We start from the raw sequence: 12,745 nt of genomic DNA, 5'->3' as shown, positions 1-12,745 counted from the left end.
AAAGGCCAGAACTGTCTTACCTGGCCAGCACCACCAACTTACCCACAGCCTGACGCTGCCCCAACTTTTCAATGGCAGCCCCAGCCTCTGCCAGTGGATAAGTCTGCGACACCAGTGGCTTCAACTTGCCTTCGGCATGCCATGCAAACAGCTGCCGGAAGTTGGCCGCATTGTCCTCCGGCTGACGCTGGGCAAACGCCCCCCAGAACACCCCGAGCACCGCCGCGCCCTTGAGCAACACCAGGTTGGCCGCCAGCTGCGGGATGGTCCCGCTGGCAAAGCCCACCACCAGCAACCGGCCATTCCAGGCCAGCCCGCGCACGGCCTGCTCGAACAACTCGCCACCCACCGGGTCGTAGATCACGTCTACGCCCTGGCCGCCAGTCAGGCGCTTGATCTCTTCACGCAGGCTGGCCTGGCTGTAGTCGATCAGTTCATCCGCGCCGGCTGCCTTGGCCACGGCCAGTTTTTCCGCACTGCTGGCGGCCGCGATCACCCGCGCGCCCATGGCCTTGCCGATCTCCACCGCCGCCAGGCCGACCCCGCCGGACGCACCCAGCACCAACAGGGTCTCGCCCGCCTGCAACTGGCCGCGCTGGCGCAGGGCGTGCATGGAGGTGCCGTAGGTCATGCCGAATGCCGCGGCAGTGGTGAAGTCCATGCTCGCCGGGATCGGCAACACATTGTAGAACGGCACCGCCACCTGCTCGGCGAATGCACCCCAGCCGGTCAGCGCCATGACCCGGTCACCGACCTTGAACGCGCCGGCCTTTTCCCCGACGGCGGCCACCACGCCCGCTGCCTCGCCGCCGGGGGAGAACGGCAACGGTGGCTGGAACTGGTACTTGCCTTCAATGATCAGGATGTCGGGGAAGTTGACCCCTGCGGCCTGCACATCCAGCAGGATCTCGTTTTTCTTCGGCACCGGGCTGGCCACCTCTTCCAGCACCAGGTCGCGCGCCGGGCCCAGGGTTTTGCACAACACAGCTTTCATCGGGGCTATTCCTTTGCGGGTCGTGGCCGATAAGTGTAGGAGGGCCGCCTGCCCGGTCAACGAGCATGGGGCGCCCTGATGTGCAGGCATAAGCGGCGGCACAAGCACGGGCTTGGGTTTGAGCGGCATGCTGGGTAAGCTGGCACCAACTGTATTGAGGAGCGAATTCTTGAAAGCGTGGATCTTGATGGTGCTGGCGCTGCTGCTGCCGGCTGCGGCCATGGGCGAGGAAGCCAAGGAAGGGGCGCCGAAAGTCGCCTACATCAGCCTGAGCCCGCCCTTTGTGGGCAACTACGCCCTCGACGGTAGCCCGCGGCTGCGCGTGTACAAGGCCGACGTGGCCCTGCGCGTGACCGGCGACGAAGCCGCCAAGGCGGTGAAGCACCACGAGCCGCTGATCCGCAACCAGCTGGTGGCGCTGTTCACCCAACAGTCGGTGGACAGCATGAGCAACGTCGAGGCCAAGGAGCATCTTCGCCAGGAAGCGCTGAAACAGGTGCAGCAGGTGATGGAAGCCGAAGAGGGCAAACCGATCGTTGAAGACTTGCTGTTCAACAACCTGATCGTGCAGTGACCGGCAAGCCGGCTCTCTCAGGAACAGCGCAGTCCGCACTGTGGCGCGATCCCTGTGGGAGCGGCTTTAGCCGCGAAGAATCCAACGCGGTGCATGGCACCGGCTGCGCCGGTGTTCGCGGGTAAACCCGCTCCCACAGGAATCGCGCAATCTTTCAGATTTTGAGCCGGGTATGCGCGGATCAAGACGCCAGGCTTCGGCGAAACCGCGCCAGCGCCACGCCGAAGAACACCAGCCCGATCACGGCCAGCGCCAGGATGTCCGGCCACACCACCGTCCAACCGGCATCACGAAACAGAATTGCGGCGCCAAGGCTGACAAAGTGCGTCGACGGCGACCCCTGCATCACCCACTGCAGCCACTGCGGCATGCTGTCCAGTGGTGTGCTGCCGCCGGACAGCAACAGCATCGGGATGATCACCGGGATCGCCAGCAGGCCGAATTGTGGCGTCGAGCGCGCCAGGGTGGCGAGGAAGATGCCCAGTGCGGTACTGGCGAACAGGTAGAGCGCCGTCACGGCCAGGAACAGGCCCATCGAACCGGACAGCGGCACGCCAAGCGCGCCCTTGACCACCACCACCAGCGAAATCCAGGTACAGATCACCACTACCAGCGCGTTGCTGGCAATCTTCGCCAGCATGATTTCCAGCGCGGTCAGCGGTAGCACCAGCAGGTGGTCGAGGGTGCCGTGCTCGCGCTCGCGCAGCAACGCGGTGCCGGTGAGGATGATCGCCAGGATGGTGATGTTGTTGACGATCTGGATCACCGCAAGGAACCAGCCGCCCTCCAGGTTGGGGTTGAACAGAGCCTTGGCGTTTATTACCACCGGGCTCTGGGTGTTGCTGCGCTGGCTGTAGTCGAGCAACTCGCGTTCGAAGATGCGGCCGATGTAGCCGGCACCCATGAACGCCTGGCTCATGGCCGTGGCGTCGACATAGATCTGCAGTTCCGGCGAGCGCCCGGCCAGCAGGTCGCTCTGGAAGTTCACCGGCACGTTGATCACGAAGGTGTACTGGCCGCTGTCCATGGCCTGGTCCAGACGCTGCGGGGCCAGTGGCACGGCGGGCTGGAACTCGGGTGGTTGCAGGGCTTCACCAAGCTTGCGCGATAGCAGGCTGTGGTCTTCGTCCACCATCGCGACACTGGCGTTGTGCACGCCGATCACCGAGCCGGCTGCCGGCATGTAAATGGCCACGCTGAAGGCATACAGCAGGAACAACAGCAGCACGCTGTCATGGCGCAGGCTGGTCAGCTCTTTCAGGCCAAGACGCAGGGTGTGGTTCAGGCGTGACATATCAGGCCTCCTGCTTCTTCAGCATGGCCAGGCTCAGGCCGGTGAACACGGCAAAGAAGCTGAGCAGGATCAGGCACTGCGGCCACAGCTCGCGCAGTCCCAGCGCTTTGGTGAATGTGCCGACCGCGATATCGAGGAAGTAGCCCGCCGGGAACAGTTGGCCCATCACCGCCGCCGCGCCGTCCAGCGACGAGCGTGGCACGATCAGCCCGGAGAACTGGATGGTCGGCAGGCTGGTGATGATCATGGTGCCCAGGATGGCGGCGATCTGGGTGCGGGTGAAGGCCGAGATCAGCAGGCCCAGGCTGGTGGTAGCCAGCAGGTAGGCGACGCCGCCGCAGGCCAGGGCGAGCACGCTGCCTTTTAGCGGCACGGCGAACAGCCAGCGGTTCATCGCCACCAGCAGTGCCAGGTTGACCAGGCTCACGGCCAGGTAGGGCATCTGCTTGCCGAGGAGGAACTCCAGGCGGGTGAGGGGTGTGGCGTAGAAGTTGGTGATGGAGCCGAGCTCTTTCTCGCGGACGATACCCAGCGCGGTGAGCATGGCCGGGATGAAGGCGAGGATCAGCGCCATTACCCCTGGGCCGATGGCGTTCACGCTGACCACATCCTGGTTGTAGCGAAAACGGGTTTCCAGGCGCACCAGGTCCTGGCGCGGCTGCGGCTGTGGGCTGGCTTTGGCCAGTTGCTCGAGGTTGGCCTGGTGCACGGCTTCCACGTAATTGCGGCTGGTTTCGGCGCGGAACGGCATACCGCCATCGAGCCAGGCGGCCACCACCGGTTGACGCCCGGCATAGAGGTCGCGGCCGAAGCCGGGTGGAATTTCCAGTGCCAGTTTGATTTCCGAGCGCTGCAGGCGCTGGTGCATTTCGCGGGTGTCGCGGATGGGCGCCTGTTCGGCGAAATAGCGTGAACCACGGAAGGCTTCGAGGTAGGCCCGGCTTTGCGGGCTCTGGTCCTGGTCGTGTACGGCGAAGGCGAGGTTTTCCACATCCAGTGAAATGCCATAGCCGAAGATCACCATCATGAACATCGCCCCCAGCAGGGCGAAGGCCAGGCGCACCTTGTCGCGTAACAGCTCCTTGCCCTCACGGCTGGCCACCGCCAGCAGGCGACGCAGGCTGAAGCCCTGGCGCAGCGGCGGCGCAGGCGCGGCGGCCTGTTCCAGCACGGCGTTGCCGGTGGCTTGCGGCGCCAGTTCCTGAGCCTGTTCCAGGCAGCGCACGAACGCGTCTTCCAGAGTGTTGCCCTGGTAGTGGCGTTGCAGGGCATCCGGCGTGTCGCAGGCCAGCACCCGGCCTGCATGCATAAGCGAGATACGGTCGCAGCGCTGGGCTTCGTTCATGAAGTGGGTAGAAAGGAAAATGGTCACGCCCTGCTCGCGTGAAAGCTCCACCAGCAGGCGCCAGAAGTCGTCACGGGCAGCCGGGTCGACACCGGAGGTGGGTTCGTCGAGGATCAGCACTTCCGGTCGGTGCAGCACCGCTACCGCCAGTGACAGGCGCTGACGCAGGCCGAGGGGCAGGGCGCCGGATGGCTGGTCGGCGATGGCAACCAGGTCGAAGCGCTCGATCAGCTCGTCGATGCGCTGGGCGCTCTCGGCCTTGGGCAGGTCGAACAGGCGTGCATGCAGAGTGAGGTTCTGCCGGGTGCTCAGCTCGCCATACAACGAAAAACTCTGCGACATGAAACCGACCCGTTTGCGCGTGGCCAGGTCACTGGCATCCACCGGGCAGCCGAGCAGGCTGGCGCTGCCTTCGCTGGCCGGCATCAGCCCGGTAAGCACTTTCATGGTGGTGGTCTTGCCGCAGCCGTTGGAGCCCAGGAAGCCGAAAATCTCGCCGCGGCCAATGGCGAAGCTGACCTTGTTCACAGCAGTGAAATCGCCAAAGCGCAGGGTAAGTTCGTGAGCCTCGATGGCGACCGGGCTGTCAGCGGCCGGGCGCGGCGGGATGATGAGCGGAGGGTGTTGTGCCTTGCCCGCGCCCTGGTAGTGAGTGAAGGCGTCGTCCAGCTTGCCACTGGGGGTGACTGCGGCAAGTTCATGGCTGGGGCCGGCGGCCAGCAGGCGGCCGCCATCGAGCATCAGGCAATGCTCGAACTGTTCGGCCTCTTCCATGTAGGCGGTGGCCACCAGCAGGGTAAGTTGCGGGCGCTGTGCGCGTACCTGTTCGACCAGCTCCCAGAAGCGCCGCCGTGACAGCGGGTCGACGCCGGTGGTCGGTTCGTCGAGGATCAGCAGGTCTGGTTCGTGGATCAGTGCGCAGCACAGGCCCAGCTTCTGTTTCATGCCGCCCGACAGCTTGCCCGCCGGGCGCTCGGCAAAGCGCTGCAGGTCGGTGGCCTGTAGCAGGTTGGCCATGCGCTGTTCGCATTCGCGACGGCCGAGGCCGAACAAGGTGGCGAAAAAGCGGATGTTCTCGCTGATCGACAGCTCCGGATACAGGTTGTTGCCCAGCCCCTGCGGCATGAACGCCACTTTCGGGTACAGCGCCGCGCGATGGCGCCGCTGGCGGATCGAGCCACCCAGCACCTGCAGTTCGCCCTGTTGCAGGCGCTTGACGCCGGCGATCAGCCCCAGCAGGGTCGATTTGCCAGCCCCGTCAGGGCCGATCAGCGCGCAACGGGTGCCCGCCGGCAGGCTGAACCCGAGGGGATGCAGGGCCACCAGGTCGCCGTAGCGATGGCTGATACCCTCGGCCAGCAGTGCCGGGGCGCTCATTGCAGGTTGGCCGGCCAGTCCACCTCAGCCGTGCGTACATAGCCGGCGCCTGGCATGCCCGGTTTGGCCTGCGGCACGGCGCCCGGGTCGGTCAGGCGCAGCTTGACCCGGAACACCAGCTTCTGCCGCTCGTCGCGGGTTTCCACCTGCTTGGGGGTGAACTGGGCCTTGGCCGCGACAAAGGCCACCTTCGCCGGCAGCGCCCGCTCGGGCAGGGCGTCGAGCACGATCCGCGCCTGGTCGCCGACGGTCAGTCGGCCGCTGGTGGCCGCCGGCAGGTAGAGGTTCATGTACTGGTCGCTGGGGTCGATCAGCATCAGCACGCGGCCGCCGGCACCCAGCACTTCACCGGGCTCGGCCAGGCGCAGCTGGATGATGCCACTGATCGGTGCGCGCAGACTGCTGTCGTCGATTTCGCTGGTGAGCTGCGCTACCTGAGCCTCGGCGGCGCCGATGGCGGCCTTGATCGCCGCCAGTTGGGCGCGGGCGGCGACCACGGCGGCGTTGGCTGTGTCGAAGCGCGCCTGCTGTTGGTCGAGCAATTGCTGGCTAGCGTATTTGCGCTGGAAGATCTCACGCACGCGCTTGAGCTCCTGGCTGGCCAGCAGCAGTTCACTTTGGCGCAGCTGCACGCTGGCCTGGGCGGCGGCGTAGTTTTCCCGGGCGCGCAGCACTTCGGCTTCGGCCTGGCTGCGCTGGGCTTCCATGGTACGGGTGTCGATGCGCGCCAGCAGTTGGCCGCGAGACACCTTGTCACCTTCGTCGACCAGCACCTCGGCCAGGCGGCCAGGGATTTTGCTGGCGATCTGCACTTCGGTGGCTTCCAGGCGGCCGTTGCCCATGCTCAGGCCTTCGGGCAACTGGTCGTGGATCGACTTCCAGTACCCCAGCCCACCGGCTGCTGCAAGTAGGGCGATCAGCGCGGTGGCGAAGATCCTGGGGGCGTATCGGTTCATCGGTCTGCATCCTTGCGGTCATGCACACTGCATCATGGCCTGCGGCCATTGGCGATGTGTTGATATCAATCAAAGGCCCCCACAGTCCCTGTAGGAGCGGCCTTGTGTCGCGAAAGGGCTGCAAAGCAGCCCCGGCAATTCATGGGGTGACGCTGATATCCCGGGGCCGCTGTGCGCCCCATCGCGACACAAGGCCGCTCCTACAGGGGACCGCGCCGGTCAGCAAGATCTGACCTTAGCCGCAGTTTCAACGCAAAGCGACAATCACCGCCCATTGCTCTGGCGTCACCGGCATCACCGACAGGCGGCTGCCCTTCTGCACCAGCGGCAGTTCGGCCAGGCCTGTCTGCTGTTTCAGCCAGCCTAGCTCCAGCACCCGTGGCAGGGTTTGCACATGGGCCACATCGACCGCGCTCCAAGGGTTCTTGTCGGCCGTGGCCTTGGCATCGTAGTAGGGGCTCTGCGGGTCCAGCGCGGTTGGGTCCGGGTAGGCTGCGCGGGTGATCCTGGCAATGCCGGCGATGCCCGGCTGCGGACAGCTGGAGTGGTAGAAGAAGAACTCGTCGCCAACGCTCATGGCCCGCAGGAAATTACGTGCCTGATAGTTGCGCACGCCATCCCAGCGCGCTTCGCCAAGCCGGCCGAGGGCTTCGATGGAGAGCTCGTCGGGCTCGGATTTCATCAGCCAGTAGGCCATGGGTGCTGCTCCTGAAAAGGTTTGAAATAACCTGTTGCACGAAACCGACAGCCGGTTGGCGTCAAGGTTTGCGTGCAGACGCAGGTTGTCGGAAAATGCGCCCCGTTTAAAGCGCGATGCTCCGGCAATACCCAGAAAGTTGCCGAGCGTGAACAGTTTGCCTGGGGGGCAATCTTCGATGAATCAACGTAACAAGCCGGATCTGTTGTGGGTCTTGGTGTTCATTTTCGGCCTGGGTGTGGTCACTACCGGTTATGCGCAAGGGTTCTGGGAGCGCAAGCTGGACAACGCCTATCAGATGCCGGTCGACGCCAGCCAGCCGCAACGTTGATGCCCCCGCTGGCGCCGCTCAACGCGGCGCCAGGTACCAGCCACGGTCCGAGACCGTCCCCTGCAGCGGTACATCCCAACTGGCCTGAGCCAGCCGCTCGACCTTCTGGCATTCATGTGCCAGCCCTAACAGCAACGGCTTTTTCCAGGTCTGGCGACGCGCCTGGTAGGCTAGGCTGCGATCATAGAAACCACCGCCCATTCCCAGGCGACCGCCCACTTCGTCGAAACCGACCAGCGGTAGCAGGATCAGGTCCAGCGACCAGATCGGGCGCTGGCGCTTGCGCTCGGTGACCGGCTCGGGAATGCGAAAGCGGTTGGGCTTGAGCTTCTCGCCCTGCTCGAAGCGCTGGAACACCATGCGCGTGCGCGGCCAGGCGTGCAGCACCGGCAGGTAGGTGCGCTTGCCGCGGCGCTGGGCTTCGCGCAGCAGCAGGTAAGGGTCGATCTCGCCGTCGTTGGGCAGGTACAGGGCAATGTGCCGGGCGCGTCGGAACAGCGGGTGCTGCGCCAGCTGGCGATACAGGCCAAGGGCGGCCTGGCGTTGCTGGGCAGGGGTAAGGGCGCGGCGGGCATTGCGGAGCAGGCGACGGAGCTGGGGGCGGGTGAGCTGCGCGGTGTCGGTCATGGCACGGGCGATCCCAGGTGCTGGCCGACGTGGTCGGCCAATACGAATTGCCCGCCGGAAGGGGCGGGCAAGAGAATTCAGGCTCCCCGATAAGACCGCTATCGGTGTAGCCCTTGAACCCGAAAGTTCAAGGTGGAGATTGCAGGGGGCGTTAAGGCTTTCCGTCGGGCGGACATGCACACCGGCCCCAGCGTGCAACCCCCGTGGTTGTGCGTATCGGCTCAGGGACATAACCGACTGGCGCATCCCCCAGGGAGTGGCGCCAGTATACCAATCTCAGCCGATTTTGGTATCCGCGTCGTCGGACAGTGCCTGGTCGACCCGTTCCAGCAGGTCGCGCACCTGTTCGCGGGTGGTGCCGCCTGCCGGGGCATCGTTGCGGTCTTCCTGGCGGTGCAGCATTTCGTGGGTGATGTTCAACGCTGCCATGACCGCGATGCGGTCGGCGCCGATCACCTTGCCGCTGCTGCGGATTTCGCGCATCTTGCCGTCCAGGTAGCGCGCGGCACTGACCAGGTTGTTGCGCTCTTCCGGCGGGCAGATGATCGAATATTCCTTGTCGAGGATCTGCACGGTGACGCTATTGCTTGAACTCATGAGTCTTGCTCCAGAGCCTTGAGGCGTAAAATCATCGACTCGACCTTGCGCTTGGCGATCTCGTTCTTTTCGATGAGGTGGGCGCGCTCTTCGCGCCAGGACTTTTCCTGAGCTACTAGGAGTGCATTTTGCCGTTTTAGTTGCTCGACACGTTCGATCAGCAACTCGAATCGGCTCATCAGTGCCTGCAGGTCGTTCTCTTGCGTGGGTTGCACTCGATTCGCTCCGTCGTTGAGTCACCTGGCGATGATGCCTCTCCCTGGGCGGCGACGGCCAGTGCCGATGGTCTTGGCGCGCCTGCCGGTGCTAGGATACAAGGTCTCCATTCTAGTCATTGCGCCGTCTGGCGCCTAGCTGCCCATGCCCAATACCCAATCGCCCTACATCGCCTTCGCCATGCTGCTGTCCAGCAATGGCCATCCTGTAACCCCGGCCGAACTGCACGGCCTGCTGATCGGCCGCAGCTGCGCCGGTGCCGGCTTCGACGCCGACGGCTGGCTGGCCGATGCCGCCCAGCTGCTGGAAACCGAGCCCGGTGACACTGTGCGCAACGCCCTGGTCGGCCTGCAGGAAATGGTCAAGGGCGAACTGACCAGCGACGAAATGGCGATCGTCCTGCTGCTGCCTTCCGACGACGCCGCCCTGAGCGATCGCGCCACCGCGCTGGGCCAGTGGTGCCAGGGCTTCATCACCGGTTTCGGCCTGAATGCCGGTGGCAAGGACCTGTCCGACGAGGCCAAGGAAGTGCTGCAGGACCTGGTGGCCATTTCCCAGGTCCAGGAAGCCCTCGAGGAGTCCGAGGATGGCGAGAGCGATTACATGGAAGTCATGGAATACCTGCGTGTGGCGCCGTTGCTGCTGTTCTCCGAGCTGGCCAAGCCGGCCGCCCCTGCACCCAAGCCATCGCTGCACTGATCAACCAGGGGTAGTCTGCCCATGAGCCACATTCCCAAGGCCGAGTATGCCCGTCGGCGCAAGGCGCTGATGGCGCAGATGGTCCCCAACAGCATCGCCATCCTGCCCGCCGCCGCGGTTGCCATCCGTAACCGCGACGTCGAGCACGTTTACCGCCAGGACAGCGACTTCCAGTACCTCAGCGGTTTCCCCGAGCCGGAAGCGGTGATTGCGCTGATCCCGGGTCGCGAGCATGGCGAATACGTGCTGTTCTGCCGTGAACGCAACCCCGAGCGCGAGCTGTGGGATGGTCTGCGGGCCGGCCAGGAAGGTGCGGTGCGCGATTTTGGCGCAGACGATGCCTTCCCCATCACCGACATCGACGAGATCCTGCCGGGCCTGATCGAAGGCCGTGAGCGGGTGTATAGCGCCATGGGCAGCAACCCCGAGTTCGACCGCCGGCTGATGGACTGGATCAACGTGATCCGCTCCAAGGCCCGCCTGGGTGCCCAGCCGCCGAACGAGTTCGTTGCGCTGGATCATCTGCTGCACGACATGCGTCTGTATAAATCGGCAGCGGAAGTGAAGGTGATGCGCGCTGCCGCAGACATCTCGGCGCGGGCCCACGTGCGAGCCATGCAGGCCTGCCGGGCCGGGTTGCACGAATACAGCCTGGAAGCCGAGCTGGACTACGAATTCCGCAAGGGCGGGGCGAAGATGCCGGCCTACGGCTCGATCGTCGCGGCCGGGCGCAATGGCTGCATCCTGCACTATCAGCAGAACGACGCCCCGCTCAAGGATGGTGACCTGGTGTTGATCGACGCCGGCTGCGAGATCGACTGCTACGCCAGCGACATCACCCGTACCTTCCCGGTCAGCGGGCGTTTTTCGCCCGAGCAGAGGGCCATCTACGAGCTGGTGCTCAAGGCCCAGGCAGCGGCGTTTGCCGAAATCGCCCCTGGCAAGCACTGGAACCACGCCCATGAGGCGACCGTGCGGGTCATTACCGAGGGTCTGGTGGAACTGGGCCTGCTGACGGGCGAGGTACAGGCGCTGATCGACAGCGAGGCCTATCGTGCCTTCTACATGCACCGCGCCGGGCACTGGCTGGGCATGGATGTGCACGATGTGGGCGAGTACAAGGTGGGCGGCGAGTGGCGGGTGCTCGAACCCGGCATGGCGCTGACCGTCGAGCCGGGCATCTACATAGGTGCCGACAATCAGGCCGTGGCCAAGAAATGGCGCGGCATTGGTGTAAGGATCGAGGACGACGTGGTAGTGACCAGGCAAGGCTGTGAAATCCTGACTTCGGGCGTGCCGCGCACGGTCGCCGAGATCGAGGCGCTGATGCAGGCCGCCCGCAAGGACGCGGCATGAATCGGGTAAACCTGGCGATCATCGGTGGCGGCCTTGTGGGCGCGAGCCTGGCCCTGGCCCTGCAGGCGGGGGCCAAGGCGCGAGGTTGGAAGATCCTGCTGATCGAGCCGTTCGCCCCCGGTGACAGCTTCCAGCCCAGCTACGACGCGCGTTCGTCGGCACTGTCGTTCGGTACCCAGCAGATCTACCAGCATCTGGGCCTGTGGCAGGCCATCGGCCATCGCGCCGAGCCAATCCGGCAGATTCACGTGTCCGACCGCGGCCGTTTCGGTGCCACCCGCCTGGATGCCCGGGAAGAGGGTGTGCCGGCGCTTGGCTACGTGGTGGAAAACGCCTGGCTTGGCCAGTGCCTTTGGCAAGGGCTGGACAGCGAGGTGGTGAGCTGGCGCTGCCCGGCGGAAGTGACTGCGATGCAGGCCATCGAAGGTGGTTACCGCCTGCTGCTGAACGATGACACCCAGTTGGAGTGCGACCTGGCTGTACTGGCCGACGGTGGCCGTTCCGGCCTGCGCGAACAACTGGGTATCCACGTGCGCCACACGCCCTACCAACAGAGCGCGCTGATCGCCAACATAACCCCGGGCGAGGCCCACGGCGGCCAGGCCTTCGAACGTTTCACCGAAGAAGGCCCCATGGCCCTGCTGCCGCTGCCGGATAACCGCTGCGCGCTGGTCTGGACCCGCCAGGGCATGGACGCGCGGCGTCTGGCCGACATCGACGAGCGCAATTTCCTGCGTGAACTGCAGGGCGTGTTCGGCTATCGCCTGGGCGCCTTGCGCCAGGTCGGCGCGCGGCACCTCTACCCACTGTCGCTGATCGAGGCTCAGGAGCAGGTGCGGCCGCATCTGGTGGTGCTGGGTAACGCCGCGCACAGCCTGCACCCTATTGCCGGCCAAGGCTTCAATCTGTCGCTGCGTGACGTGCAGGCGCTTGCCGAGGCGCTGCTGGCCGGCCCGCAGCAGCCTGGCGACCTGACAACATTGCAGGCCTACCACCAGCGCCAGCGTGTGGACCAGGCCATGACCATCGGCTTTTCCGACCAGGTCACCCGTCTGTTCGGCAGCAGCCAGCCATTGCTGGCCGCCGGCCGCAACCTTGGCCTGCTCGGGCTCGACCTGCTGCCACCGGCCAAAAGCTGGTTCGCCCGCCAGGCCATGGGCCTGGGCACCCGCCCCGATCCGCGAGGTCAGGCATGAGTGACAACACGCGCAGGCTGGCGCGCCGGGCGTGCCTGTTGCGCTGGCGGCTGAACCTGTTCCCGCCGCACCTCGGCGCTGGTATCCGCGTACAGCACATCAGCCCGGACCTGCGCAGCGTCAAGGTGGCGATGAAGCTGACCCGCTGGAACCGCAACTACGTCGGCACCCAGTGCGGCGGCAGCCTGTACGGCATGGTCGACCCGTTCTACATGCTGCTGTTGATCGAGCAGCTGGGGCGTGACTACATCGTCTGGGACAAGGCCGCCAGCATCGATTTCATTTCGCCGGGCAAAGGCCCGGTGTATGCCGAACTCCACGTCGATGACGCGCTGCTGGACGAAATCCGCCAGCAGACTGCCACCGGCAAGAAGTGCCTGCCGCGTTTGCAGGTCGATATCCGCGACGGCGCCGGCGAGCTGGTGGCGCGGGTCGATAAAACCCTATATGTGCGGCTCAAGCCGCAAGCGAGGCTGGCGTAAGGCA

14 protein-coding genes and 1 other RNA gene are annotated in these 12,745 nt (G+C 65.1%); 6 read left to right on the top strand and 9 right to left on the bottom strand.

The annotated features are described in order from the left end of the window. Window positions 1-16 precede the first annotated feature (16 nt). The gene (locus RR51_RS00115; protein ID WP_039612296.1) at window positions 17-994 is read right to left on the bottom strand and encodes an NADPH:quinone oxidoreductase family protein; all 978 of its coding nucleotides are present in this window, start codon (window positions 992-994) and stop codon (window positions 17-19) included. Between the two features lie 169 nt (window positions 995-1,163). Between RR51_RS00115 and RR51_RS00110 the strand changes: the two genes are divergently transcribed. Beyond that, window positions 1,164-1,568, top strand: coding sequence for a flagellar basal body-associated protein FliL (locus tag RR51_RS00110; protein ID WP_003259380.1), 405 nt, complete (start codon window positions 1,164-1,166; stop codon window positions 1,566-1,568). Between the two features lie 181 nt (window positions 1,569-1,749). Here the strand turns inward: RR51_RS00110 and RR51_RS00105 are convergent, their stop codons facing one another. The 4 genes from RR51_RS00105 to RR51_RS00090 form a co-directional block, all read right to left on the bottom strand. Next, window positions 1,750-2,862: an ABC transporter permease gene (locus tag RR51_RS00105; RefSeq protein ID WP_039612295.1), complete on the bottom strand. Its 1,113-nt coding sequence runs from the start codon at window positions 2,860-2,862 to the stop codon at window positions 1,750-1,752. Between the two features lies 1 nt (window position 2,863). Then, on the bottom strand, window positions 2,864-5,584 hold the full coding sequence (gene rbbA, locus RR51_RS00100; protein ID WP_039612294.1) for a ribosome-associated ATPase/putative transporter RbbA: 2,721 nt from the start codon (window positions 5,582-5,584) through the stop codon (window positions 2,864-2,866). Beyond that, the gene (locus tag RR51_RS00095) at window positions 5,581-6,540 is read right to left on the bottom strand and encodes an HlyD family secretion protein (protein ID WP_039612293.1); all 960 of its coding nucleotides are present in this window, start codon (window positions 6,538-6,540) and stop codon (window positions 5,581-5,583) included. Before RR51_RS00095 ends, rbbA begins: the two co-directional genes overlap by 4 nt. A gap of 247 nt (window positions 6,541-6,787) precedes the next feature. After that, window positions 6,788-7,237: an EVE domain-containing protein gene (locus RR51_RS00090; protein WP_039612292.1), complete on the bottom strand. Its 450-nt coding sequence runs from the start codon at window positions 7,235-7,237 to the stop codon at window positions 6,788-6,790. 178 nt (window positions 7,238-7,415) lie between these two features. Here RR51_RS00090 and RR51_RS31160 point away from each other — a divergent pair, with 178 nt between their 5' ends. Next, the gene (locus RR51_RS31160; protein WP_170033651.1) at window positions 7,416-7,568 is read left to right on the top strand and encodes a hypothetical protein; all 153 of its coding nucleotides are present in this window, start codon (window positions 7,416-7,418) and stop codon (window positions 7,566-7,568) included. A gap of 18 nt (window positions 7,569-7,586) precedes the next feature. Here RR51_RS31160 and RR51_RS00085 read toward each other — a convergent pair whose 3' ends face one another. The 4 genes from RR51_RS00085 to RR51_RS00075 all read right to left on the bottom strand — a co-directional run bounded on the left by RR51_RS00085 (window position 7,587) and on the right by RR51_RS00075 (window position 8,971). After that, window positions 7,587-8,195, bottom strand: a complete 609-nt coding sequence (locus RR51_RS00085) for a 5-formyltetrahydrofolate cyclo-ligase (RefSeq protein WP_003259369.1) — start codon at window positions 8,193-8,195, stop codon at window positions 7,587-7,589. 79 nt (window positions 8,196-8,274) lie between these two features. Beyond that, a non-coding RNA gene (gene ssrS / locus RR51_RS28645) (6S RNA) lies at window positions 8,275-8,454 on the bottom strand. 17 nt (window positions 8,455-8,471) lie between these two features. Further along, window positions 8,472-8,792 carry a cell division protein ZapA gene (locus tag RR51_RS00080; protein WP_003259368.1) on the bottom strand — a complete coding sequence of 107 codons (321 nt, stop codon included), beginning with the start codon at window positions 8,790-8,792 and terminating at the stop codon, window positions 8,472-8,474. Continuing rightward, window positions 8,789-8,971, bottom strand: a complete 183-nt coding sequence (locus tag RR51_RS00075; RefSeq protein ID WP_029886233.1) for a TIGR02449 family protein — start codon at window positions 8,969-8,971, stop codon at window positions 8,789-8,791. The genes RR51_RS00080 and RR51_RS00075 overlap by 4 nt, the downstream gene beginning before the upstream one ends. A gap of 181 nt (window positions 8,972-9,152) precedes the next feature. On the opposite strand from RR51_RS00075, the gene RR51_RS00070 reads away from it, so the two are divergent. Genes RR51_RS00070 through RR51_RS00055 form a run of 4 tightly spaced genes read left to right on the top strand, consistent with a single transcriptional unit; the run spans window position 9,153 to window position 12,741 of the window. Further along, entirely contained in the window at window positions 9,153-9,707 is a 555-nt protein-coding gene (locus tag RR51_RS00070; RefSeq protein WP_013974723.1) for a YecA/YgfB family protein, read from the top strand. A 21-nt stretch (window positions 9,708-9,728) separates the two neighbouring features. After that, the gene (pepP, locus tag RR51_RS00065; RefSeq protein WP_015272234.1) at window positions 9,729-11,063 is read left to right on the top strand and encodes a Xaa-Pro aminopeptidase; all 1,335 of its coding nucleotides are present in this window, start codon (window positions 9,729-9,731) and stop codon (window positions 11,061-11,063) included. Further along, window positions 11,060-12,259 (top strand): 2-octaprenyl-6-methoxyphenyl hydroxylase, encoded by a 1,200-nt coding sequence (ubiH, locus tag RR51_RS00060; protein WP_039612291.1) that lies wholly within the window; start codon window positions 11,060-11,062, stop codon window positions 12,257-12,259. Before pepP ends, ubiH begins: the two co-directional genes overlap by 4 nt. Continuing rightward, complete coding sequence (locus RR51_RS00055) at window positions 12,256-12,741, top strand: DUF4442 domain-containing protein (RefSeq protein ID WP_013974720.1); 486 nt, start codon at window positions 12,256-12,258, stop codon at window positions 12,739-12,741. Before ubiH ends, RR51_RS00055 begins: the two co-directional genes overlap by 4 nt. Window positions 12,742-12,745: the final 4 nt, after the last annotated feature.

Source organism: Pseudomonas sp. C5pp (assembly GCF_000814065.1).
GTDB lineage: Bacteria > Pseudomonadota > Gammaproteobacteria > Pseudomonadales > Pseudomonadaceae > Aquipseudomonas > Aquipseudomonas asiatica.
The sequence above is the reverse complement of the archived record's forward strand: the minus strand, read 5'-3'. Positions and strand labels throughout refer to the sequence as shown.

Coding starts and splice junctions, on each gene's coding strand:
- RR51_RS31160 (WP_170033651.1), top strand. CDS start 7,416: ATGAATCAACGTAACAAGCCGGATCTGTTGTGGGTCTTGGTGTTCATT.
- RR51_RS00090 (WP_039612292.1), bottom strand. CDS start 7,237: ATGGCCTACTGGCTGATGAAATCCGAGCCCGACGAGCTCTCCATCGAA.
- RR51_RS00085 (WP_003259369.1), bottom strand. CDS start 8,195: ATGACCGACACCGCGCAGCTCACCCGCCCCCAGCTCCGTCGCCTGCTC.
- RR51_RS00055 (WP_013974720.1), top strand. CDS start 12,256: ATGAGTGACAACACGCGCAGGCTGGCGCGCCGGGCGTGCCTGTTGCGC.
- RR51_RS00080 (WP_003259368.1), bottom strand. CDS start 8,792: ATGAGTTCAAGCAATAGCGTCACCGTGCAGATCCTCGACAAGGAATAT.
- RR51_RS00075 (WP_029886233.1), bottom strand. CDS start 8,971: ATGAGCCGATTCGAGTTGCTGATCGAACGTGTCGAGCAACTAAAACGG.
- RR51_RS00105 (WP_039612295.1), bottom strand. CDS start 2,862: ATGTCACGCCTGAACCACACCCTGCGTCTTGGCCTGAAAGAGCTGACC.
- RR51_RS00070 (WP_013974723.1), top strand. CDS start 9,153: ATGCCCAATACCCAATCGCCCTACATCGCCTTCGCCATGCTGCTGTCC.
- RR51_RS00095 (WP_039612293.1), bottom strand. CDS start 6,540: ATGAACCGATACGCCCCCAGGATCTTCGCCACCGCGCTGATCGCCCTA.
- pepP (WP_015272234.1), top strand. CDS start 9,729: ATGAGCCACATTCCCAAGGCCGAGTATGCCCGTCGGCGCAAGGCGCTG.
- rbbA (WP_039612294.1), bottom strand. CDS start 5,584: ATGAGCGCCCCGGCACTGCTGGCCGAGGGTATCAGCCATCGCTACGGC.
- ubiH (WP_039612291.1), top strand. CDS start 11,060: ATGAATCGGGTAAACCTGGCGATCATCGGTGGCGGCCTTGTGGGCGCG.
- RR51_RS00115 (WP_039612296.1), bottom strand. CDS start 994: ATGAAAGCTGTGTTGTGCAAAACCCTGGGCCCGGCGCGCGACCTGGTG.